The organism is Pseudidiomarina indica (assembly GCF_900104245.1).
Taxonomy (GTDB): domain Bacteria; phylum Pseudomonadota; class Gammaproteobacteria; order Enterobacterales; family Alteromonadaceae; genus Pseudidiomarina; species Pseudidiomarina indica.
In genome coordinates, this window is the sequence record NZ_FMXN01000009.1 from 12674 (window position 1) to 35507 (window position 22834).

A 22834-nucleotide genomic window follows, 5' to 3' on the forward strand; every position below is an offset into this window, starting at 1 on the left:
ACAGCCATACGAGAGCTCAAATTAGGAGGTTCCAATGATTCGAATCGCATTTGCCATTTTGCTGACATTCTGTGCGGTGAATATTTTAACAGCACCTCATGCCCATGCTCAGCAAGGCCAAGTAACGGCTGAAGAAGCTAAAAAGAAAGCTGCCGAAGCACAAGCAGAGCGTGAAGCATTACGGGAAAAAATGAAGGCAGAAAAAGAAGCCTTACAACAAGAGCGTAAAGAACAAATCGATGAGCTTAAAGCCAAGTCGAAGAACAAAGACGACAAAATCGATAATTGATCGATTCACGCCCACTGAGAGTCTACAGCACTCTATTTCTTTCCCCGAATCCCCTTGTTTATGAGGAGACCCAACAGCGGTCTCCTTGCTCTGCTGGTAAGCTCTGTTTATGTAAGTCTGAGGGTGTATAATAGGCCTTCAATTATGGTATACATGATTGACGCGATTATTTGATGTGTAATCAACAAAGGAATATGCATTCATGGAATTCGAGCAGCCGGTGACACTACCTAATTTGCCAGGGATGTTTTTTCGTTCCCTGTTTACCGTTGCGCGAAAAGATCAAACAGAAGTCGAAGCCCAAACGCTTCGTGCTGAATTTACCGCTCCCGCATTCTCGGTCACACAACTGACCCGATATCACCAAGCCTTTGACGGGTTTGTCAGTGAGGTTCCCCTCACGCTCATGTATTGCCTTGCACAACGCGTGCATCTGGCACAAATGTTAGGGGAAGAGTTTCCGTGGCCAGCGCCAGGGCTAGTTCATGTCAGCAATCAGTTGGAGCAACACCAACCAGTACTCGCAGCTGAAGGGTTCCACATCAAAGCAAGCATTGAGTTGCCCAAACGCGGGCCTAAAGTCTCTCCCCGTCGGCTACGTCCCAAATTTGTGGTGGAGTTTTGGCAACAGGATGAGCATGTCGTGACCTGTGTCAGCGAATACCAAGTCATGCCGAAACAGAACGAACGCCCACGCAAAGCGCGAGAGACCAAAACAGCGGAAGCCCCCTGTGAGCCATGGCAGAAAGTGAATTTATGGCGATTAGGCAATAAAGTAGCACGGGACTACGCCCGTTTATCAGGCGATTTTAATCCCATCCACTTGCACCCGTTTTTGTCCCGTTGGTTCGGGTTCGATCAGCCCATTATTCATGGCATGTACATGTCGGCACGGGCGCTGGCTGAAATTGAACGCCATGCGCAGCGCAGTGTAAGCAACATCGATGTGACCTTTAAACGGCCAGTACCATTGCCTGCTCAAGTCACACTGTGGCAGCAGTTAGGCGATGGTGAAGACACTGGGCTCTATCAAATTTGTGGAACGAATGACCAGCTACAGCGGCTGGAAGGGCAATTTCGTTTTACTCATAAAGCATAGAGCGGCCCGGCATGGGCCGCCACAAGCTTAAGTGTATTCCTTAGCGCAATGACGAACCGGTTAACGTTACCGTTCGTACCGCATTCGCTTCAATGTCTGCTTGGCTGAAATGCAGCGGTCGCAACTGAGGCTCTGCCGAATACAATAACGTCTGATCTAAATAATGATCGGAGTTCCGATTCGAGCTTTGTGAATAGCTCAAGAGGCCTTCAGCAACCGGGCCTGCATCGGTAAATTCAACGGCAAACATCCAGCTCGATCCATAAGTAACATGATAGCCACCGCCAACTGCACTCAAGTTCGAGCCCGCCAGTTGTGGATAACGATGGCGTGGAATCAAGGTTCCATCATTGCCCATGTTACTGCTAAAGACGTTGAAGCCTCCTTCAACATTATGGGCCCCGCCCCACGGCAGCTTTTCACCAGACGGTGTACCGTCCACCAAACTCCGCTCAACAAACTGAACGCTTCCGAGCGTTGCCGCCGGATCTAAACCCGCACTCTCAATACGTTGCTGCGCACGCGCCAGCTGCTGTAACACGGTTTCATTGGCAGCCAAGGTATGCGGTGTCGTGACGGGTTCCGCCGGGTCATAAGGGACTTCCCACTGTGGATTGCGCTGAAACTCCGAAGCAAATTCACGGAACATCATCGCGCCTTTACTCTGCACATTCATACGGCCGTCCCATTGTGCCAACGCCGCACAGCCAGCAGCAATATCAACCGTGGCGTTATCGGGCATGGTCACTAGCGCTCCCCCATTGCTTTCGCAGAGTGCCAATAAATCATCCAGCACCGCTTCGGCTAAAAAGTTACGGTTATTGATCAGCCGATCCACCAGATCTTCACGAGTAAACAGACCATCCACTGAGCCGCCTTCGGCGAGCATTTTTTGCCCCATCCGCGACCGGAGACTTTGCTGATTCCCCACCGGCCCCCAAAGTGGCGACACCCCGGTAATCGGAGCAGCTGGATTGGTTAACCAGAAACTGTCATTGGAGTTTTGCACAAAGTCGGTGCGTTCCAACTGGGGTGCTTGCTCAAACGGTACGGTTCCTTGTGGCATAAACAGACGATCATCGCCCGGGAATATCGGTAAGCCCGCCTGTTGGGTCATGCCTTGATAAAGTGGATGTTGCGCCCACACCGCCAAAGCTTCTGGCAAAATATGCGGCACCGATGAGCCATCCGTAAAGAAGGCGTTGCCCTCGCCATCCACCGCCATGGCATTATTAAACACCGTGCCAGTATGTTGCGTGAACGACTGCTTGTAGGAGGCAATATTTTCAGCTTGGTTCATCGCCAACCAGTGGTCGAAAATATCGTAGTTAGGCAGGTTGGCATCATAGAGCGCGAATGCCACGTTAGTACCGGTAACATCAGTGCCCCATGGCAACGCGCCGGGAACAATAATCAACGGACCAAACTCACTGTAGTAACTGGTTTTACGCAACGTCATGTGCGTACCCGGACCCGTTGCAACTTCAATTTCATGAGTTTTAGTGGTCATTGGAACGCTTTCACCGTCTAACAAATAACTCGTGCCACTGGCATCTTCAGGGTCGAGTGTAAGGCGGTGAATGGTAAACCGTGACGCCGTTGAAAAGGTATGCGTCCACGCCACGTTCTCGTTAAACCCTATATTGACCATGCCTGGCATGCCAGACAAGGAGCCACCAACAACTTTGAGGTGGCCAGGTACTTCCACCCCAAATTGCCAGAAGCGTTGGTTACCACTAAATGGAAAATGTGGGTTAGCAATCAACATGCCTTGCCCAGTGGCGCTTAAATCACGTCCGATAGCCCACCCATTCGAGCCTAACTCGAGCGGGTTCGGGTCAGGCATCCCTACTGATGTCACATCAAAGTTTAATGCGACGGGTTCCCCTGCTGTGGTCATCACCAACGACTGATTGCTTGGCACGGCTAAGAACAAGGGGCCGGTAAAGTTAGCAGCGCCGGGCAATAATGCCACACCTTGTGCGTACGTCATGATATCAATGGGCGTGATTTCTTGTACCCACGGCTGACCCGCACAGGCTGGATCCATGTCCGCTACGTCGGTTACATTGAGGTAGGTGTTGTAGCCCGCAGCATAACCAGTCAGCAATGCTTGCGCTTGCTCACTAATTTGACTGAAACCCGCTTCGGCATTATCACGAATACCCAACGTTAAGAAGCCAAAGTCGGTCAGCAAGTTTTCAGAATCGCCAGAGCCAGGAATTGCATCCGGCCCAAAGTAGTACGCCCGTTTGGAGTTAAACTTGACGATTTGGTCGGCCAAAATACACAAATTATCTTGTGCAAACGCATAGCCCACCCCAAAGCCAATGCTTTCTAAGTTGTCAGCGTTCACATAAGGAACACCGTAATCGGTCCAGGTCACGGTAGCACTGAGTGCCCCATTGGGGGCAAAGGTGACTAATCCAGGCTCCGGTTGTGGGCCGCCCCCCGAAGGTGGAGGCGTTGCCGGAGCGTCGTCGGAACTACTGCCGCACCCTGCAAGGAGAAAAATGCCCCCAGCGACTAACAAAGGCACCATGAACTTTGATTTTTTTATATTATAAGTCATACGCTTACCTAGTTGTTCTGAATTAATTGAATGTTTCAATAGAAACTTAACAACTTCAGTATGGCGTGAACCCGAAGGGGCTGCAAGTATAAAAATTAATCAATAGCGCGTCAGGCCACCACTTCGCTCAATGCGGCGTTCTACCGCACTCAACATTAACTTAGGTGATGCTGTTACCACCGTCAGCTGCTCTTTAGCTCGTGTGATACCGGTATATAAAAGCTCCTTGGTCAGAATTGGCACATCATGTTGCGGCAGTACCATCACCGTATGGTTGAACTCAGACCCCTGCGATTTATGAATGGTCATGGTGAATGCGGTATCTACTTGGGTTAAGCGGCTGGGTAAAATCCAGCGGATACCGCCCTCGGCGGTAGGAAACGCAACCCGAAGCGGTTCATCAGGACCTCGTTGCAACACCACCCCAATATCACCATTTCGTAGGTTAAGGCTGTAATCGTTTTGCGTCACCATAACAGCTCGGCCTTGATACCAATTCTGCACGCTGGCTGCGTCGCCGAATAACCAATAGCTAACACGACGGTTAAATTCATGCATGCCCCAATCACCCTGACGAATCGCTGTCAGCACTTGGAACTGTTCAAGCTGGTTTAGAATTTGGCCGGCCCAAGCATCGGCCGCCGCCAAATCATGCGCTGGCGGTGGCTGCTTTAATAACTCCAGATACGGCTGATACCCCTTCTGAATCAGCTGTTGAATGGCATGATCATGAGGCTGACGCACCTGCAACAGCCGAATATTGTCAAACTCAGGCTGCTGCGCAGCAATTTCGTCACTGCGGTAAACCCATTCACGTAACCAAGTGAGCCGCTGAGCATTCACTTCATCAGCCAATTTGCCAATGCCTCGCTCCGCATCGAATCGGCGACTCTCGTGGAACATGGTGGTGTGTTGTAAATAAGGCCAGCGCTGTCCCTCTGCATCAATTTTATCTGCGGGGATAGGCACAGAACTGGTGGCGGATAACCATTCGGCTAAGTCAGGGGTATAGTGGCCATGCTCTGCCCCCCAACACAATTGGCCTAGCACGGCGCCCGCTTCGACCGAAGCCAACTGATCTTTATCCCCCAATAGAATCAGCCGTGCATGTTGGGGAAGTGCCGCTACCACGGCTGCCATCATTTCGATATCGATCATGGACGCTTCGTCAATAATCACCACGTCCGCGAGTAACGGATTCCGTGCATGGTGACGAAAACCGCGCGAGTTTGGCAATGCCCCTAATAAGCGGTGGAGGGTGGTCGCTGTGGTCGGAATATCCTGTTTAATCTCATCAATGCCAGGCACGTCACCTAATTCACGCCCAATGGACTCAGCCATGCGAGCCGCCGCTTTCCCCGTTGGGGCAGCTAATTTAATCCGTAATGGTGCGGCTTGCTCGCGTAATTTTTGTAACGTTGCCAATAACCGAACCACGGTATAGGTTTTCCCCGTACCCGGGCCCCCTGTGACAATCGTAAACGCACTGCGCATGGCCATGGCGCATGCCATCCGCTGCCAACTCAATTTATCTGAGGCACCAAATAGCTCATCCAACACCGACTTTAACTGCCGTGTATCCACCTGCGGCTGCCGCGCCATCCGTGCTTCCAGATCCTCAATAATGCACCGCTCATACGTATAATAACGGCGTAAATATAGCCGTTGTTGCTGCACGACCAAGGGGCTATTGGCTCCCTCTAATGCTGGGCTGTTCGTCAACATCGCAAGGCACGCAGGAAGCGTGGCCAAGTCAGGGAGATGCTGCAATAACGCATTTGGATGCACACATTGTTGAAGGCTCTCGGCACTGGCAAATTCAGGCGGCAATGCCAAGGTTTGTGCGGGATTCTCATACAACTGTTGCAAGTCTAAACAGGGATGTCCCAGCCCTAATTGATGACTCACTAACGCAGCTAACACCGCCATTGCTTCATGCCCGGCACCCAATTGGCGTACAAATTGTTGCGCAAGGCTGTAATCAATCGCTCGGATCCAACCGTGCTGATGCCATAATTGTAGCTGTGCTAACATTCGACGCCCTCCGTTGCGGTAAATAGTTCTGCCAGCTGCTCGATTAACGCCCGTGGTGGACGGTCGAAGAATACTCCTGCGCTATCACTATGAATGCCCCGTAAGAATAAATAAGCCGCGCCCCCAACATGCGAATCATAATCGTAGCTGTCGCCCAGCCGTAAGCGCAGTAATTTATGCAGGGCCACTAAGTAGATCACATATTGTAAGTCATAGCGGCTACTTAAAATTTTATCGCGCATGGCGGCTTCGGAATAGGCTGCTTCAGTGGGCCCAATATAATTCGATTTATAGTCGACAACGTAATACTTCCCGTTATGTTCAAACACTAAATCGATAAATCCTTTCAACATGCCGTGCAAACGCGTGGGTAACACACTGGGCCGCCCATACTCAGGGAGCACATTGCGACAAACCAGTTGGTCCATGTGCTGGGCATCCAAGGTGCGCACGGGGAACCAAAATTCCGGCTCGGCGTGATAATGGGTTAATTGCGCTAAACTCACCGATGCCTCGGGCAATGGCAATTGCTGCGTGAGCATCTGACTTAGCCAGTCATCCAGCACCTGCTGCTGGGAGAGCCACGGCTCTAACTGGGTGCGGTCAGCAATAAACTGGGCTCGCATTGCGTCATCTTGCGCCAGTGGTTGAAAGCCAATTTCAGCCGCTTCCTCCAGTAGGTTATGAAGATAGGTTCCGGCATCTGGTCCCTTGGGGAAACTATGAATGGTTTGGGGAGCAGGCACTTGTTCGAGCTCGGGTAAAGAGTCGAATTGCTCCTCAAGCGCGTTCTGACTATCGGTATCATCAGGTGCAACCCAATCGCCGTATTTTAACGCACTGTAACTGGCCACCCACCACCATTCAAACTCATGGCCTGCGGGCATTTCGCAATGCGTGACCGCGCTAACATTGGCAACAGGTGGTTGATACTCAGTCACCCCAATCGATTCCGTGATATCAACCCGCGCACTATGCTCAGGTGGCTGCCAGTTCGCGAAATCAATGGGGCCCGCAGCACTCAAAATATAATGCAAGGCAGTATCTGCAAAGGTGCGATAAGGCGCCAGCCCAATAAAGGTCATGTATTGCGCGCGCGTCACTGCCACATAGAGTTTCCGAATGTCCTCTTGCAAGCGCTCTAAATCCAGTTGCTCATTGATGGCCTCATCGTCATCTTGAAATGCGATTTGTAACGCACCGCTGTCATCGTGATAACGAGCTGGATAGCTAAACCGTAGATGTTTCGCCTTCGTTGTTGCAACAAAGGGCAGGAATACGAGGGGATATTGCAACCCTTTTGATTTATGAATGGTAATGACTTGCACCAGTTGATCATCGCTTTCAAGCCGAACCTGCTGCTCGCCCGCATCCGTCGCGCGCCCTTGGCTGGCTTCTTCAATATGCTCCGCCAAATAACGTAGCACACCGACCATGCCCTCAGTAATGGCAGCGTGCTGTTGCAATAGCTCAGCCATATGCAACACATCGGTTAGTAAACGCTCACCATCCTGCTGCCCCAGCAAACGGGCGGGAATATTGTAATCGTGAAGGACTTTTTGAATGGTGGCGAGCACCCCATGCCGCTGCCAACGCTCGTGATAGCCATGAAACTGTTCAGCAAATGCATCCCATTGCAGCTCATCCGTTAAGATTTGATCGATTTGCGTGACAGTTAAATCAAACAAGCCTCCCACTAGCGCGGCGCGAAGCAAGCGTGGGTCTCGCGGTTGCGCACAAGCTTGCAATACCCGCAGCAACTCAGGCGCTAATGGACTTTGAAACACCGAATCGCGGTCAGAAAGATATACACTTTGAATGTGTCGCCGCCGCAATGCCTCGCGGATTACTTTCGCTTCATGACGGTTATTCACCAAGACGGCAATATGGCCGGGCTGTAGTGGGTCAAACCCTTCTTCGGATGAAAAGCCTGCGTTGGGACTATTCAGTAACTCTGCGATAGTCTGCGCATGCCAGTTGGCCAACAGCTCATGATACTCACTCTGACTAAGCTTCTCGGTGCTCAAGCAATCAAACTGCAAGGCAGGAGGGGTTTCACCTGCCACCGTAAATGCTTTTTTTAACCCATTGGCTTGCACCGGAATAAATGGGAGTGGGTCATCGCCAGTGGTTAAGTTGGCAAAACAAAACGGCCCACGTCGGCTGGTTTGCGCCCCCATAAACAAGGCATTGGTTGCATTGACCATGCCCTCCGTCGACCGATAGTTGGTCGCCAAGGTGTAATGCCGCCCTTGAGTCGCCTCACGTGCTTTTAGATAGGTATAAATATCGGCATGACGGAACGAATAAATGGCTTGCTTGGGGTCACCAATTAAGAAAATGCCAGTACCCGCATGGGGTTGGGCAATGTGATAAATTCGATCAAAAATAGCGTATTGGGTCGGGTCAGTATCCTGAAACTCGTCCACCATCGCAATCGGGAATTGGGTCCGAATCATCGCCGCTAAGCTCGGGCCAGCATCCCCTAACAGCGCGTGTTGCAATCGTGAGAGCATGTCATCAAAGCCCATTTCAGCACGCTGTCGCTGCACCGTTTGAAATCGTTGCAGCAACCAGGCTCCGGCATGACTCAAAAGTGCAGAGGAAGGCTCTGGCAGTGCGTTCACGGCAGCCTGTAATTGGGCTAATTGTGGCCATAACTCACACTCCGGCAGCTCAACTTTCAAGCACTCTTGTAATCCAGCGGGGGTTAGTTTTTCCCAACCGGAGGTGGGATCTAACGTGGGAATAAACGCTGCATGCGGCTGATTAAGCTCACTGGCCCAAGTGCGTAATTGGCTCATCCATTTATCGACGGAGGCGGCTCTGAGCTTGTTCCCATTTACTAATTTCTGTTGCCGCAGCCCCGCTAACGTTTGTTCTGCTTCATCAATCCACTGTAACCAAGGCTGCTGCTGGCAGCGTGCCAGCAAATCCCGCTCTTGTTGTAAGCGCTCACTCACCACCTCTGCAGGCTCTGGCAAAACACTGTCAGACACACGATGCAACAGAGGGCGCGCCTTACGCAGCAGCTGTTCCGGGCTTTCGAATACCTTCGTAATCATGCGGTATTGGGGCAGTTCAGCCACCGATAAGGGGCTCACAAAGGTACGCCAATAGTCTCGTGCCACTTGCAGCCAAAGCTCTTGAACGTCGGTGTTCAAGGCCTGGGTAAAAAGCCCACCGCTGGCAAACGCATGTTCACGCAGCATACGGTTACACCAACCATGAATGGTATGCACAGCTGCTTCATCCATCGCTTGGGAGGCAAACTCCAAATGGCGCGCTTGTGCCGTCAATTCAGCCGCAGAGTACTGGCTTTTCAAACTCATTAAAAAGGGATCATCTAATTGAATTTCATCGCGGAAAAATGCCGCCGTTTCACTCAAGTTCGTGCGGATCCGAGTTCTCAGCTCTTCTGTTGCCGCTTCGGTAAAGGTCACCACCAGAATTTCTTCAGGAGTATAGGGACGCTCGCAATCATGACCAAGGACTAACCGCACATAGAGGGCTGCGATGGTATAAGTTTTCCCCGTTCCGGCACTGGCTTCAATTAATCGACTGCCGTGCAACGGAAAGGTTAACGCATCGAGTTGATTAACAGTCACTTGAGACGTCATTGGGCTTCCTCCTGAACACCTTCGGCGGAGTACAAATGGGCCATCATTGGTTCATACAGAGCGGTTACTAATTGACTGAATAGCCCAGAGTCGGTTAACGCGGCATAGTTGGGGAAATAACGCCCCGCATAAACAGCATCAAGCACTCGCGCCCGACGTTGAAACGTTGATTGCTCATAAAACTCCCGTGCGGCTTCGTGCACCGCCTCCACCCCACCCTGTTGGAACGCGTGTTGCCAATCATCATGGTGCTGGGCAATGCCCTCCATGGCAGTATGGAGTTCGAGTGGCAACGGTTGTTGCAGCCCGCGTACCAACCACTGCAACATGGTTTCTAGTAATTCCTGTGCGCTCGTCGCTGTTAATGGCGACAGCTTCAGCTCCCCTTCTTGTCCCAGCAAAACACTGCGGGTGGGCGATTGAGTATTCAGCAATAAGTGTTCTACCCACAACATCACCGCATGCTGTGCACGCGGGCGATGCCCGCTTCGACGGTGATCCACCACCACCGAAGGTGTGAGCCGTAACGCTAAGCGTTCGCCCGCTAAATTTTCAAAACAATGCGGGAAAACAGCCGTGACACTTAACCCCGTAGGGCTTGAATAAAGGATTGATTGAATTGGGAGCACCTGTGGATAGTCGTCAAGCCAAGGAGTGAGGGCTTCTCGGTGTGCTGCTAGCCGCTCCAACAGTTCCCCTTTGACTTCTTGCCCCGCTGCTCCCAACGGCAATTGGCCAGCGCGTTGACTACGCACAAGGTGTTGCTCAATCACTTGCTGCAGTTGTTGGTCATCACCCCCTTGCCGCAGCAATGCCAATTGTTCCATCAGCAAGGTATTCGTCACCTGCCACATTTCCAACCCGTTGAGGACGAACGCCTCATCATCTTCCATGGTTAAGGCGTGCTCCACCAAATAGGTGTCTAACCGTAACTGAGTAAATAATCGGGCTGGTTCTCGCAAAAAGTGAACCAGTTGCTGCACTGTCAGTGGGGCTTCAGGGAGCCAAGGCGCTAGTTGCTGATGCTCTGAGGTCGCCGGTAAATCAGCCGTATGAATGGTTTGCCATTCTTGCGCATAAGTAAAGAGCTGTGCAGGATGAGGCTGTGCCTGATGGAAATAATCCCGGTGAAATGGCTGTAATTTATGCTCCATCACCCAAGCGGTTCCATCTTGGCGCTCCCCATATACTTGCTGAAGATGCTCCAACAACTGACTCACTAAAACGGAGGGTGGTTTTTCACTATTATCGCGAATACTGCGCCCTTGCCAGCTGATATACAGAAATTCTTGAGCCGATAGCACCGCTTCTAAAAATAAATAACGGTCGTCATCGCGGCGCGAGCGGTCACCCGGACGATACGAATTTGCCATTAAGTCAAAATCATAAGGCTTCTGTGAGCGCGGGTAATCACCGTCGTTCATGCCTAAAATACAAACACATCGGAACGGAATCGCGCGCATGGGCATTAACGTCGCAAAATTGACGCGCCCGGCTAAAAAGCGCTGGCTCAACGAGGACTCGTCCATGCGACTCAACCAACTTTCTCGCACCACGGCTAACGTCAGCTCTTGGTCTGGTGATGCCCCTTGAATCGCTTCCAGCCACTGCTGCAACCGCTGATTCAAACGGTTCAAAAGTACCACGTCAGCATCATCCGATGGGCTAAATAACTGCTTGAGCAGGTCATGCAAATAACTGCCCCACGCCAATGCCGTGCGTGGCTGATGCCCATGCTGGAAATGACCGCGAATCACCTCAATAAATTGTGTCACTGCCCCCACAATTTCAGCGCTCAGCCCTCCCACGTCAGCCAGTGGTTCAATATCTCCCCAGCCAAACTCGTTCGGGTCGACGTCACCCACCGCATACCCCATGAGCATTCGTTGTAGCCCAAACAACCAGGTATTTTGCTCGTTAGCAGGCAACTGCAATTGCTCACGATGTTGGCTATCAAGCCCCCAACGAATCCCCGCCGTTACCAACCATTGTTGGAAGGCTGGCAGTTGTTCAGGGTGAATCCCAAAGCGTTGCTGAATGGCAGGAACTTGGAGTAAATCAAACAGTTCACTCGCTTGCGCTCGTTGCTGGTGGATGGCCAAAATATATTCTAAGGCAATTAGCAGCGGCTGATGGTGACGTGCTTGCTGGTCAGCAATGCTATAAGGAATCCGTCGTTTATCATCCATTTCATAACGACCAAACACCGCGTCAATGTGCGGTGCATAGCGATCAATATCCGGCACCATGACCATCACATCACGCGGTTTTAGCGTCGGATCTGCCGCAAACCGCGCCAGCAATTGATCGTGCAAGACTTCCACTTCACGCTGCGGACTATGAGCGCAATGAAACTGGATGGCGCGATCGTCAACACCCTGCTGCGCCCAGCGTTGCTGCGCCTCACCGGGGGAGTTTAAATGCAGAATATCAGAGCGTAAGGCATCCAAAATGGTCGGTTGTGCTGGCAGCTGTTCATCAAACATTTCGAGCTTGAGCTGTGGCAATGCCTCGCGTAAATGTTCGGTGGCATCAAACTGATCCAGCAACCGCACATAATCTCGCCCTTGTTTCCCCCAGGATGCCAGTAACGGATGGCTGTACTCGTGCAGTTGCTCCAACGGCACTGGCCCCGGCCGCCGGCGTGCCAGACGCGACTTCACTTCACTGCTATAGATATCTTTTCCATCGATAATATCGGCCCAGTGATACTGACAGGGGTTATGGACGCATAACACCACCTGACAAATCCGACTAAGCGCTTGTAAAATTTCAAGCATTTGTCGGGGTAAGCTGGAAATTCCAAACACCACCACGCGCGCTGGGATATCCCGTGGTCGCTGTTGAGGCGTGAGCTGTTCACAGGCCGCCAAAAACTGTTGATGAATAAACGCTCGGTTGTTCCATTGGGAGTCGCCCACGTCCGCTAGTAAGGCGCGCCATAAAATCGGCTGCCAAGCCTGTTCGGCCGGCACCTCAGGAGACTTTCCAGCTGCCCAATCGTTGAGCCAATCGGCACGATACACTTGATACTGGTCATAGAGATCCGCCAAGCGTTCACTTAGTTGGAATAGTTTTCGCTGGTCGTCATCGTCCGCCATATAACGGCGCAGCTCGCTAAACTCAGGAGCGGCCAAATGCTGTGGCAACACCCGCATGATGCGCCAAACCAACGAGCTTTTATCAAATGGAGATTCGCGGGGGAGTTCTTGACCCAACACGGCCCGATAAGCACGCCATTGGAAACGGGCCGGCAGCGTGACATCCAGCATTGCCGCTATTCCCAAGTCACGAGCCAGATGATGCTTCAGCCACTGGGCAATGCCATTTGACTGCACCAGAATTGCTTCCTGTTCAAATACTTCCAGTGGGTACCGCTGATGGATAGCAACCACTAAGTCCGTAAGATCCTGTAACCGATGACTATGGGCAACGATAAACCCCAGCGCCAGTTGATTCATAACACTTCCCCTGTATCGACTCGTTTTATCCTAACCAAATCAGCCTGCTAAGGCTACTGAATCGCCCGTTTAAATCCTCTGAAAAGGGCTGATCATCCTGTCACTATCTGGTAAAATTGAGGATCTCAATTTGACCTCGGATTTACGATCCGATTCGCCAAACTCAAGGAACCTAACATGTACATTTGTGCTGCTCTCTATAAATTTGTTGAATTCAATGATTTCAAAGCCTTTCGGGAACCCCTGTATCAATCCATGATCGACAACGAGGTGAAAGGCACTTTGTTGTTAGCCCGTGAAGGAATCAATGGAACCATTTGCGGTACCCGTGCAGGCATCGACGCGGTCCTCCAGTTCATTCGCAATCGCCCTGAATTCGCTGATATTGAGCACAAAGAATCGCCCAGTGAGAAACAAGCTTTCTACCGCACGAAAGTGAAGCTTAAAAAAGAAATCGTCACCATGGGCGTGGATTGGGTCGATCCTAAAAATATTGTCGGCACCTACGTTGATCCAAAAGATTGGAACGATTTAATTCGTGACCCTGAGGTGATCTTAATTGACACCCGCAATGCCTATGAATACGCCGTGGGAACATTTGCCGGTGCAATTAACCCGAATACGGAATCATTTCGCGAGTTTCCCGATTATATTCAGAAAAACCTCGACCCGAAAAAGCACAAGAAAGTGGCCATGTTCTGTACCGGCGGCATTCGTTGTGAAAAATCGACTGCTTACGTGAAATCTTTGGGCTTTGAAGAGGTCTACCATCTGAAGGGTGGCATTCTGAAGTATCTTGAGGAAGTGCCTGAAGAAGAAACCACCTGGGAAGGCGAATGTTTTGTGTTCGATCAGCGGGTGACAGTCCGCCATGGCTTAGTGCAAGGTGAATATGACCAGTGCTATGCATGCCGCATGCCTATTACCGAAGCTGAGAAAGAATCCGAACACTATGTGAAAGGGGTCAGCTGTCCACATTGCCATGATCGCACCAGCGCAGAACAAAAAGCACGTTTTGCCGAGCGTGAAAAGCAAATCCAGTTGGCCAAAGAACGCGGTGAAGCTCACATTCGCGATGGAAAAGTCGAACAGCTCAATCGGATGTAACGATGCCTTAATCGGCGTGAAATAGGCTATACTATCCGATAGTTAAATTAAGCAATATTGTCCTAAACAAGGAGCTAAACATGAAGCAGTTGAACGTAATTGGTATTGAACAGCAACCTGCCAAGCAGCTTGCCGAGCGCCTCAATGAACTGCTCGCGAATTACCAAGTCATGTATATGAATGTTCGTGGTTTTCACTGGAACATTAAAGGAGAGTCCTTTTTTGAACTGCACGCGAAATTCGAAGAAACCTACAATGACTTATTAGTAAAAGTTGATGAAATCGCTGAGCGGATTTTAACCTTAGGGCAGCGCCCAATGCATGCCTACTCAACGTACATTAAGGCAAGCCAAATTCAAGAAACCAAAGATATTCACGACGGCAAAGCCTGTGTGCGCGAAATTTTAGATGGCTATCGCATTATTATTCAGCTGCAACGCGAAATTCTAGCAGCAGCCAATGAAGCGGACGATGAAGGTACCGCGTCATTGATGAGTGATTACATTAAAGAGCAAGAAAAAACATCTTGGATGTTGACCGCATACCTCGGTTAATTGCTCCCCTTCCATTGAAAAAAGCCAAGGCAGTCATTGTCTTGGCTTTTTTTTATTTCCATGTGCATCTTTTCGTATCTTTGCTATGCTGAAATTGAAGTTCCTAACATCAACCAAATAAAAGGAATCATTCTATGAACAAGATGCTCGGAATTGTTCTACTCGTTGTCGGTGTTATTTTGCTGTATTTCGGCTGGGAAGCGTATAACTCGGTTGCCTCTGAAGCCAGCAAAGCGCTTACAGGCGAAACCACTGATAACGCAATGTGGTACTTAATTGGGGGAGCCATTGCTGTCGTGGTTGGTCTTTATGGGGTCTTACGAGGAAAGTAAACCTAGAATGTTACGGAAAACAGCGAGCTTATGACTCGCTGTTTTTTTATCAAGAAGGTTGTTGCAACCGATGGTGTAGTTCGTACCAAAGCTGACTGATCACATCCGCCAAATCGAGCCAACGCTCTAAATAATTCCAATCGACACGCTCACCCGACGCCCCTTCATAAGCATGAATAAACGCTTGTTGCTCGCTGTCACTGAATTGATTCACATGAATACAATTTGCCAACTCAAAGTAACGCTCACCGAGCCCAGCGTATTCCCAGTCAATCACGAGGGGTGGTTCAGTTAAATAGACATGGTGGAAGGCTAAGTCGTTGTGACAAAAAACAGGATTATTGGCAAAGCTATCGAGTAGTTTCCGATGTTGTTGCACCCGCTTTTGAAAATGGTGCGCGCGCTCGCTGTCAAAGCTGGCTAAATGCTCACAATATCGTTGCACCCGACCACGCAACGACCACACTGGAACGTCCACTTGGAGCCGATGTATATGGGCACAAATTTCGCCTAATCGTTGAATTTTATATGGCATTGGGGAGGCGTCCTGAGCTAAGTCAGGGCAATCAATGTAGGGTTGCAATAGCAACCCTTGAATTGGGTCATAATGGAGTATTTCTGGCGCTATTCCGACATGAGCGAGGGTTTTCTGCACCTCGACTTCCTGATCACGGTTCAGTCCATAAGGGTGGTCGAAACGGAAATGTTTGAGTACATAAACACCCTCTGCTGTGGTGATCTTATACACATCATTCGACACGCCTCGTAACAGTGGCTCCGTTTGGAGCACACCTTGGATCGGCAAATTTACTAGCCAGTGCTGCTGCATAAGTCCTTTTTACCTCGCTGCCAGTTCCACATCGCATACACAACTAACATCACATAGAGAGCAAACAGGCCACTTGTTTTCTCAAATCCTTTGATGAAATACAAGTAAATGTAAACGCTATCTATGACCAGCCAATATAACCAAGTTGAGAACAATTTGCGAGTGAGCAACCAAGTTGCAAACAAACTATACACGGTGGTAAAACTATCGAGCCAAACTTGATCGGCATCGGTATAGGCCGATAACATCCAGGCACAACCACTGGCAATCAGCGCTAAAATAATAATGCTGCCCGCATGCCATTGCCACGAATAGTCCGTCCTTGTACTGGCATCCTCTCGTGCGGCCCCAAGCTGCCATTGCCACCAACCATAAGCGGCCATTCCCACGTACACCAGTTGCAACAATGCTTCCATATACAACTGCACGTTAAACATCAAGTAGGTGTAAATGGCGCAGCTTACCGCCCCCGCCAACCAGCACCAGACTGATTGACGGGCAGCAAGCCATAAATAAACCAGGGCAAACGCGATGGCCACTGTTTCCATGAAAACTCCCACGCTTACATCGCGTAGTTAAAGGTGATGCCAAAACGCCGCGGTTCGCCTAACTGCACGTAAGTGTTTGGCTCGTATCCATCCCGTGGATCATTGCCAAAATAAAACCCACGAGTCGCGTAGTCTTGGTCCGTGATATTGCGTGCCCACAAGGTGATCCGCCAATCCTCTAATTGCCAACGTACGCTGGCATGCAATAACGTATGACGATCACTGCGTGCGTTATGGGAGTCAGAAAAGTAAAAACGATCTTTACTATCCACTTGCACCGTTGCCTGCACGGTATCGCTGAGTTGCCAATGGATACCGGTATTCGCTTGATAACGAGGCGCATGAGCTTGATCTCGGCCTTCCATATCGAGGCCATCTTCGGTCACAAACCCTTCAATCTCGCTATCGAGTAACCCAAGGTGACCAAACCACGCCAGTTGCGGGGTCCATTGCCACCGGATATCTGCCTCAAGGCCCCGCGTTTTACCGGCCGCAGCATTCTCAATATAACCAATGAAGGTCTGCGCCCGGTTCACCCAGCTTTTGAGCTGCACATCATCACGGGTTTGAGTGAATAAGGCGAGATTAAGGCCCAGGGTCTCATCCGCGTTGAGATACTTATAACCGACTTCCACACTGGTTAAATATTCTGGCGCAAAGCTCGCCCGCTGTAACAAGTAATCTTCCAGTTCAGGATTATCTTGGGCTTTCCCTAAGGCTTCTGCATTCACGCCACCAGTTTTATAGCCACGCGACCAGGTAAGATAGGCTAATTGACCATCTGCAGGAAAATAACTTAGGCTTAAACGGCCTCCTAACATGGTGTCGCGAGGCTGCACAGCAATGTTATTGCTATCCAAATAATCATTGCGATAACGCTCTAAACGAATGCCTGAGGTGAGCTGCCACGCGGTCGCTAAATATTGGGTGAGTTCGCCATACAATGCTTGCCGTTGACTCTCGTAGTCACTGATAAACCAATCATCATTGCCGGTATCCCAATTCATAAACTGCCGACGTAACTGCTCATCACGTTGGAGCCCATACCACCCCACCACCCAGTCGGTCGTAACGCCAAATAAGTCCAGCGGACGATTGCTTAACCAACGTGCTTCAAGGCTGTGATCCGTGCGATCACGCCAGTACGCATCGCGCGACGAATATTCCCAACCTGGGGCAATCCCCACATAAGTCCAATCCTCGTCAAAGTGGTAAAGGGTGTCCGCACTCAGCACACTGTAGCTGAACTCGGCCACATAGCTGTCGGCACCGCTGTAGGTGAGCGCAAAGCGTGCCGCTTTAATGGTGGCATCATCTTCGCCCGGCTCATCCGATAGCGTGTGGCGAGTATTGTCCAATGAAAATGCGTCATAGCCATTATCTTGGCGGTATAAGTGAGCGGTGCTGCGTAACTGCCACGCTGACCCCAAGTCACTCCAAACATTCAGTCGCGCCGTCCGCTCATTCCGCGATTGTGTATCATCGCGCTGCAAATAGGTGTTCTCGATAAAGCCATCATCGGCTTGCTGATAAATACTCAAGCGCACTCGGCCTAACGCTCCAGCGCGCCCACCCACTGCCAAACCACCTTCAACGCCCCCATAGTTGGCAACTCCCAACTGCCAGTGGCCATGAAACTCAGAATCCGGCAGAGTACTATCAAGGACCACCATGCCCGCCATGCCATCGGCACCAAAGCGACCGCTTTGGGGGCCACGGTAGACCTCGACTTGGCTGATATCAAATAGCTGGGCGGCTTGACCTAAGCCACTGTAGTTAATGCCATCCATCAGAATCCCGACGGATGGATTGATAGGGTCAACAAATTGACTGCGTTCTCCCACTCCCCGAATTTGGATAAATCGGGCCCGTGAGCTGCCGCTCGAAAAGTTCAAGTTGGGAATACGGTTGAGCACTTCTTCCATATGAGTGCCATGGCGCTCATCAATTGCATCGCGCGTCATCACCGAAACACTGGTGGGTGCTTCATTGACGTAAGTTGCGCGGTATTGGCCTTGAACAGTAATGCGTTCAACGGATTCTTCGGTAGCAAGCGATGCTAATACGAATAAAACAGGTGATAACATGGATTATTTCCTCACAGCAATTCAGAAACAATCCGGTCGGGCAGGTTTTTTTAATGGAGTATTGAAGCTACCATCCCTACGCCAGTATTAACCGGATCAGGTGCAAAGGGTTCACACAATGTGTATCTCAGCCAACAATTCAACGAATGAATTATCAGGCACCCCTTGGTATTCGTGCTTAATCAGTATAACAAAGCTAATTAGATAAATGCTAGTGCATCGCCGTAAAGCTGGTCGCTCGGCAATCCGCGCGTTTGAAATGCATCCCGAATGACGCGCACCATTTCAAAACGGCCAGCGACATAAATATCAGCTTTATCGAGTGCTTCCTGCTCTGCCATCACCGCCTCATGAACCAGCCCTTGAGCGCCATCCCATACTGCTGGAACCTGCTCTACCACAGGTCGATAATGGAATCGTTCTTGCGTGGCTGCCAACTCGCGCAATTGCTCATCCAAATAGAGGTCTTGTGGCTGCCGTGCCCCCCAGTACAAGGTCACCGGGCGCATTGATGAGCTCCGCAAATGGGCCTGTAAAATTGACCAGGTATAGGAAAACCCTGTGCCCCCAGCAATCAGTATAAGTGGGCGCTCACTATCATCACGCAGCCATGCACTCCCGAGTGGCGCTTCAATTGTAACAGTGCCCTCTTCGCGCATTTTCGTGATGACTTCCATGGCATAAGGGTTCTCAGCTGTCGCTCCAATATGCAACTCGAGGGTTGTTGTGCGTGATGGGCATGAAGCGATCGAGAATGCTCGTTTGTCCTGCTCCCCCATCACCACTTGAATATATTGACCAGCCAAGAATTCGATTGGCTCTGGCAAGGTTAACACGACTCGGTAAACCGCTGCCGTTAATGCTTCGAGGGTCGTCACCTGACACACGAATTGTTTCATCACTGCACTACTTCCTTAAATAATATCAAGTTCGTCCCACAAGGCATCGATACGTTGCTTGACTGCTTCATCCATCACAATGGGAACACCCCATTCACGATCGGTTTCGCCGGGCCATTTATTGGTGGCATCCATTCCCATTTTGGAGCCGAGCCCCGATACAGGTGAGGCAAAATCCAAATAATCGATGGGGGTATTTTCAATCAATACTGTGTCCCGAGCAGGGTCCATCCGCGTGGTCATCGCCCAAATCACATCTTTCCAGTCCCGCGCGTTCACGTCGTCATCGCACACAATCACAAATTTGGTGTACATGAATTGACGCAGGAAGCTCCACACGCCCATCATCACGCGCTTCGCATGGCCGGCATATTGCTTTTTGATGGTCACCACAGCAACGCGATAAGAGCACCCTTCTGGCGGCAGATAAAAATCAGTAATTTCTGGAAACTGCTTCTGCAATAACGGCACAAATACTTCATTCAGCGCCACGCCAAGCACCGCAGGCTCATCCGGCGGACGTCCGGTATATGTGCTGTGATAGATTGGCTGACGGCGCATGGTCACGTGGGTAACGGTGAATACGGGGAACTCGTCCACTTCGTTATAGTAACCCGTGTGATCGCCATAAGGGCCTTCTGGCGCCAGTTCATCCGGTGCAATGTAGCCTTCCAACACGATTTCAGCGTAAGCGGGAACCTGCAAATCATTACTGATGCAGGAAACAACTTCCGTTCGCCCGCCGCGCAATAAACCGGCAAAGGCATATTCTGACAAGGTATCCGGCACTGGGGTTACAGCCCCTAAAATAGTGGCTGGATCGGCACCTAAGGCAACCGAAACAGGGAAATTTTGGCCAGGATTTTGCCGTTTCCACTCATGGAAATCGAGCGCACCACCACGATGGGACAGCCAGCGCATAATTAATTTATTGGGGCCCAGCAATTGCTGCCGATAAATCCCTAGGTTCTGCCGCTCTTTGTGAGGGCCGCGGGTGATGGTTAAGCCCCAAGTGACCAGTGGCGCCACGTCACCCGGCCAGCAATGCTGAATCGGAAGTTTGGTTAAATCAACCTCATCCCCGGTAAAAACAACTTCTTGGCAAGGGGCCTTTTTCAACACTTTGGGCGCCATGCTCAGCACTTTTTTATAGAGCGGGAGCATTTGTAAAGCATCACGAAACCCTTTCGGCGGCTCTGGCTCTTTCAAAAATGCCAGCAGCTTCCCGACATCGCGTAGCGCATGAACCGATTCCTGTCCCATGCCTAAAGCGACCCGCTCGGGCGTTCCAAAAAGGTTAGCTAATACGGGAATATCGTGACCTTTGACGTTTTCAAACAACAACGCCGGCCCGTTCGCTTTTAGCGTGCGGTCGGCGATTTCGGTCATTTCAAGGTAGGGATCGATTTCTTGTTGGATGCGTTTTAACTCGCCACGGGCTTCTAGCTGGGCGATGAAATCGCGCAAATCTTGATATTTCACTGAAATTCTCGCTCTATGACTCACCCGAGCTGTTTGAGGGCAGCACCTTATGCTGACTCTCAAACAGCGTGCCACTGATTAGCTCTTTTGGCGTTTCATCGCTTCAAAGAACTCATCGTTGGTTTTGGTCATTTGTAGTTTATCAATCAGGAATTCCATCGCTTCTGTTTCGCCCATTGGATGAACAATTTTGCGCAGAATCCACATTTTCTGTAGCTCATCCTGAGTGGTCAACAGCTCTTCGCGACGCGTTCCTGAACGATTATAGTCAATGGCAGGGAACACGCGTTTTTCAGCAATCTTCCGGTTCAGGTGTAATTCCATGTTACCGGTTCCTTTAAACTCTTCGTAGATGACTTCATCCATTTTCGAGCCGGTATCAATCAATGCGGTGGCGATAATGGTTAAACTGCCGCCTTCTTCCACATTTCGAGCCGCCCCAAAGAAGCGCTTTGGTTTATGCAAGGCGTTCGCATCCACACCCCCGGTCAATACTTTACCGGAGCTTGGAATCACGGTGTTATAAGCCCGTGCTAAACGCGTGATTGAGTCGAGCAAAATCACCACATCTTTTTTATGTTCGACTAAGCGCTTGGCTTTTTCGATCACCATTTCGGCAACTTGGACGTGACGGCTTGCAGGTTCATCAAAGGTTGATGCAACCACTTCACCTTTAACCAAGCGTTGCATCTCGGTTACTTCTTCTGGCCGCTCATCAATTAATAGCACCATCAGCACACATTCTGGATGGTTGGCGGCAATGGACTGGGCAATGTTCTGCAACAGTAAGGTTTTACCTGCCTTAGGGGGCGCCACAATCAAGCCTCGCTGCCCTTTTCCAATCGGTGATGCCAAGTCAAGCACACGAGCTGTAATGTCTTCTGTCGAGCCATTACCGCGCTCCATGCGCATACGTTCATCAGCGTGAATCGGGGTGAGGTTTTCGAAGAGGATTTTATTGCGTGAGTTTTCAGGTTTATCGTAGTTAACTTCGCGGATTTTTAGCAGGGCAAAATAACGTTCGCCTTCTTTAGGGGGGCGAATTTTGCCAGATACCGTATCCCCGGTACGCAAGTTAAAACGACGTATTTGACTGGGTGATACGTAAATATCATCAGGACCAGCTAGGTAAGACGAGTCAGCAGACCGCAAGAAGCCGAAGCCATCTTGTAAAATCTCGAGCACGCCATCGCCGTAAATATCTTCGCCACTTTTCGCGTGAGCTTTTAAAATAGCGAAAATAATATCTTGTTTACGCATCCGCGCCATGGACTCAAGGCCCATCTTATCTGCAAGCTGAACAAGCTCGTTGACTGGTGTATTTTTTAATTCTGTTAGATTCATAGGGGGGTTATGACTTTTTTGGCCAATGGAAATAGTTACAATAATTCGTTTAAAATCAGTCGGATTGACTACATGGTTACCGGAAGGCTGGTATCCTGAAGAAAAGTTACGCTAAGAAAAGTAACACTTTAAACGAAAAACGTCCAGTTTTTCAGCATAAATTCTGTGAAAGCTTAGCAAAGGTTGCTGAAGATCAGCTTCAACAACCTGCTAATTCATCGAGGCGCTTAGAGATATTGATCAATAAACTCAGCTAACTGAGTTTTTGATAATGCACCTACTTTGGTTCCCACTAATTCACCGTTTTTGAACATTAACAGCGTTGGAATGCCACGAATGTTGTACTTAGGTGGTGTTTGATTGTTGTGGTCGACGTTCAGTTTACCGACAGTAAGACGATCCCCATATTCGTTGGCAATGTCGTCCAAGATGGGGGCAATCATTTTACATGGCCCACACCATTCGGCCCAAAAATCTACCAACACTGGTTTCTCTGAATTGAGAACATCGCTCTCAAAACTTTCATCAGTTAGCTGAACAATTTTGTCACTCATGATAATCTCCGCTGCTGAATACG

General features: G+C 50.2%; 16 protein-coding genes and 1 riboswitch. Of the genes, 5 read left to right on the plus strand and 11 right to left on the minus strand.

What is annotated here, in order from left to right:
• Window positions 1-34 precede the first annotated feature (34 nt).
• Entirely contained in the window at window positions 35-289 is a 255-nt protein-coding gene (locus BLP64_RS07975; protein WP_092593479.1) for a hypothetical protein, read from the plus strand.
• 202 nt (window positions 290-491) lie between these two features.
• Window positions 492-1388 (plus strand): MaoC/PaaZ C-terminal domain-containing protein, encoded by an 897-nt coding sequence (locus tag BLP64_RS07980; protein ID WP_092593481.1) that lies wholly within the window; start codon window positions 492-494, stop codon window positions 1386-1388.
• 40 nt (window positions 1389-1428) lie between these two features.
• On the opposite strand, the gene BLP64_RS07985 is transcribed toward BLP64_RS07980, so the two are convergent.
• From BLP64_RS07985 to recC, 4 genes are all read right to left on the minus strand, one after another.
• The gene (locus BLP64_RS07985; RefSeq protein WP_092593483.1) at window positions 1429-3960 is read right to left on the minus strand and encodes an acylase; all 2532 of its coding nucleotides are present in this window, start codon (window positions 3958-3960) and stop codon (window positions 1429-1431) included.
• Between the two features lie 99 nt (window positions 3961-4059).
• Window positions 4060-5994, minus strand: coding sequence for an exodeoxyribonuclease V subunit alpha (gene recD, locus BLP64_RS07990; RefSeq protein ID WP_092593486.1), 1935 nt, complete (start codon window positions 5992-5994; stop codon window positions 4060-4062).
• Window positions 5988-9614, minus strand: a complete 3627-nt coding sequence (gene recB / locus BLP64_RS07995; protein ID WP_092593488.1) for an exodeoxyribonuclease V subunit beta — start codon at window positions 9612-9614, stop codon at window positions 5988-5990. Before recB ends, recD begins: the two co-directional genes overlap by 7 nt.
• Complete coding sequence (gene recC, locus BLP64_RS08000) at window positions 9611-13075, minus strand: exodeoxyribonuclease V subunit gamma (RefSeq protein WP_092593490.1); 3465 nt, start codon at window positions 13073-13075, stop codon at window positions 9611-9613. Before recC ends, recB begins: the two co-directional genes overlap by 4 nt.
• A 177-nt stretch (window positions 13076-13252) precedes the next feature.
• Between recC and trhO the strand changes: the two genes are divergently transcribed.
• The 3 genes from trhO to BLP64_RS08015 all read left to right on the plus strand — a co-directional run bounded on the left by trhO (window position 13253) and on the right by BLP64_RS08015 (window position 15068).
• Window positions 13253-14182, plus strand: coding sequence for an oxygen-dependent tRNA uridine(34) hydroxylase TrhO (trhO, locus tag BLP64_RS08005; RefSeq protein ID WP_092593492.1), 930 nt, complete (start codon window positions 13253-13255; stop codon window positions 14180-14182).
• 80 nt (window positions 14183-14262) lie between these two features.
• Window positions 14263-14736 carry a Dps family protein gene (locus BLP64_RS08010; protein ID WP_092593494.1) on the plus strand — a complete coding sequence of 158 codons (474 nt, stop codon included), beginning with the start codon at window positions 14263-14265 and terminating at the stop codon, window positions 14734-14736.
• Between the two features lie 134 nt (window positions 14737-14870).
• Window positions 14871-15068 carry a DUF3185 family protein gene (locus tag BLP64_RS08015; RefSeq protein ID WP_092593496.1) on the plus strand — a complete coding sequence of 66 codons (198 nt, stop codon included), beginning with the start codon at window positions 14871-14873 and terminating at the stop codon, window positions 15066-15068.
• Between the two features lie 49 nt (window positions 15069-15117).
• Here BLP64_RS08015 and BLP64_RS08020 read toward each other — a convergent pair whose 3' ends face one another.
• The 7 genes from BLP64_RS08020 to trxA form a co-directional block, all read right to left on the minus strand.
• Complete coding sequence (locus BLP64_RS08020; protein WP_092593498.1) at window positions 15118-15897, minus strand: phosphotransferase; 780 nt, start codon at window positions 15895-15897, stop codon at window positions 15118-15120.
• A complete protein-coding gene (gene pnuC, locus BLP64_RS08025; protein ID WP_092593500.1) occupies window positions 15879-16445 on the minus strand; it encodes a nicotinamide riboside transporter PnuC in 567 nt (188 codons plus the stop codon). Before pnuC ends, BLP64_RS08020 begins: the two co-directional genes overlap by 19 nt.
• Before the next feature lie 14 nt (window positions 16446-16459).
• Window positions 16460-18532, minus strand: coding sequence for a TonB-dependent receptor (locus BLP64_RS08030; RefSeq protein ID WP_092593503.1), 2073 nt, complete (start codon window positions 18530-18532; stop codon window positions 16460-16462).
• A gap of 56 nt (window positions 18533-18588) precedes the next feature.
• Window positions 18589-18708, minus strand: a riboswitch (TPP riboswitch).
• A 24-nt stretch (window positions 18709-18732) separates the two neighbouring features.
• Window positions 18733-19431 carry an NAD(P)H-flavin reductase gene (gene fre / locus BLP64_RS08035; protein ID WP_092593505.1) on the minus strand — a complete coding sequence of 233 codons (699 nt, stop codon included), beginning with the start codon at window positions 19429-19431 and terminating at the stop codon, window positions 18733-18735.
• A 15-nt stretch (window positions 19432-19446) separates the two neighbouring features.
• Window positions 19447-20913 carry a 4-hydroxy-3-polyprenylbenzoate decarboxylase gene (gene ubiD, locus BLP64_RS08040; RefSeq protein ID WP_092593507.1) on the minus strand — a complete coding sequence of 489 codons (1467 nt, stop codon included), beginning with the start codon at window positions 20911-20913 and terminating at the stop codon, window positions 19447-19449.
• Between the two features lie 78 nt (window positions 20914-20991).
• Window positions 20992-22257 (minus strand): transcription termination factor Rho, encoded by a 1266-nt coding sequence (gene rho / locus BLP64_RS08045; protein ID WP_092593509.1) that lies wholly within the window; start codon window positions 22255-22257, stop codon window positions 20992-20994.
• Between the two features lie 227 nt (window positions 22258-22484).
• Window positions 22485-22811 carry a thioredoxin TrxA gene (gene trxA, locus BLP64_RS08050; protein WP_092593511.1) on the minus strand — a complete coding sequence of 109 codons (327 nt, stop codon included), beginning with the start codon at window positions 22809-22811 and terminating at the stop codon, window positions 22485-22487.
• Window positions 22812-22834: the final 23 nt, after the last annotated feature.

Coding starts and splice junctions, on each gene's coding strand:
- BLP64_RS07975 (WP_092593479.1), top strand. CDS start 35: ATGATTCGAATCGCATTTGCCATTTTGCTGACATTCTGTGCGGTGAAT.
- BLP64_RS07980 (WP_092593481.1), top strand. CDS start 492: ATGGAATTCGAGCAGCCGGTGACACTACCTAATTTGCCAGGGATGTTT.
- BLP64_RS07985 (WP_092593483.1), bottom strand. CDS start 3,960: ATGACTTATAATATAAAAAAATCAAAGTTCATGGTGCCTTTGTTAGTC.
- recD (WP_092593486.1), bottom strand. CDS start 5,994: ATGTTAGCACAGCTACAATTATGGCATCAGCACGGTTGGATCCGAGCG.
- recB (WP_092593488.1), bottom strand. CDS start 9,614: ATGACGTCTCAAGTGACTGTTAATCAACTCGATGCGTTAACCTTTCCG.
- recC (WP_092593490.1), bottom strand. CDS start 13,075: ATGAATCAACTGGCGCTGGGGTTTATCGTTGCCCATAGTCATCGGTTA.
- trhO (WP_092593492.1), top strand. CDS start 13,253: ATGTACATTTGTGCTGCTCTCTATAAATTTGTTGAATTCAATGATTTC.
- BLP64_RS08010 (WP_092593494.1), top strand. CDS start 14,263: ATGAAGCAGTTGAACGTAATTGGTATTGAACAGCAACCTGCCAAGCAG.
- BLP64_RS08015 (WP_092593496.1), top strand. CDS start 14,871: ATGAACAAGATGCTCGGAATTGTTCTACTCGTTGTCGGTGTTATTTTG.
- BLP64_RS08020 (WP_092593498.1), bottom strand. CDS start 15,897: ATGCAGCAGCACTGGCTAGTAAATTTGCCGATCCAAGGTGTGCTCCAA.
- pnuC (WP_092593500.1), bottom strand. CDS start 16,445: ATGGAAACAGTGGCCATCGCGTTTGCCCTGGTTTATTTATGGCTTGCT.
- BLP64_RS08030 (WP_092593503.1), bottom strand. CDS start 18,532: ATGTTATCACCTGTTTTATTCGTATTAGCATCGCTTGCTACCGAAGAA.
- fre (WP_092593505.1), bottom strand. CDS start 19,431: ATGAAACAATTCGTGTGTCAGGTGACGACCCTCGAAGCATTAACGGCA.
- rho (WP_092593509.1), bottom strand. CDS start 22,257: ATGAATCTAACAGAATTAAAAAATACACCAGTCAACGAGCTTGTTCAG.
- trxA (WP_092593511.1), bottom strand. CDS start 22,811: ATGAGTGACAAAATTGTTCAGCTAACTGATGAAAGTTTTGAGAGCGAT.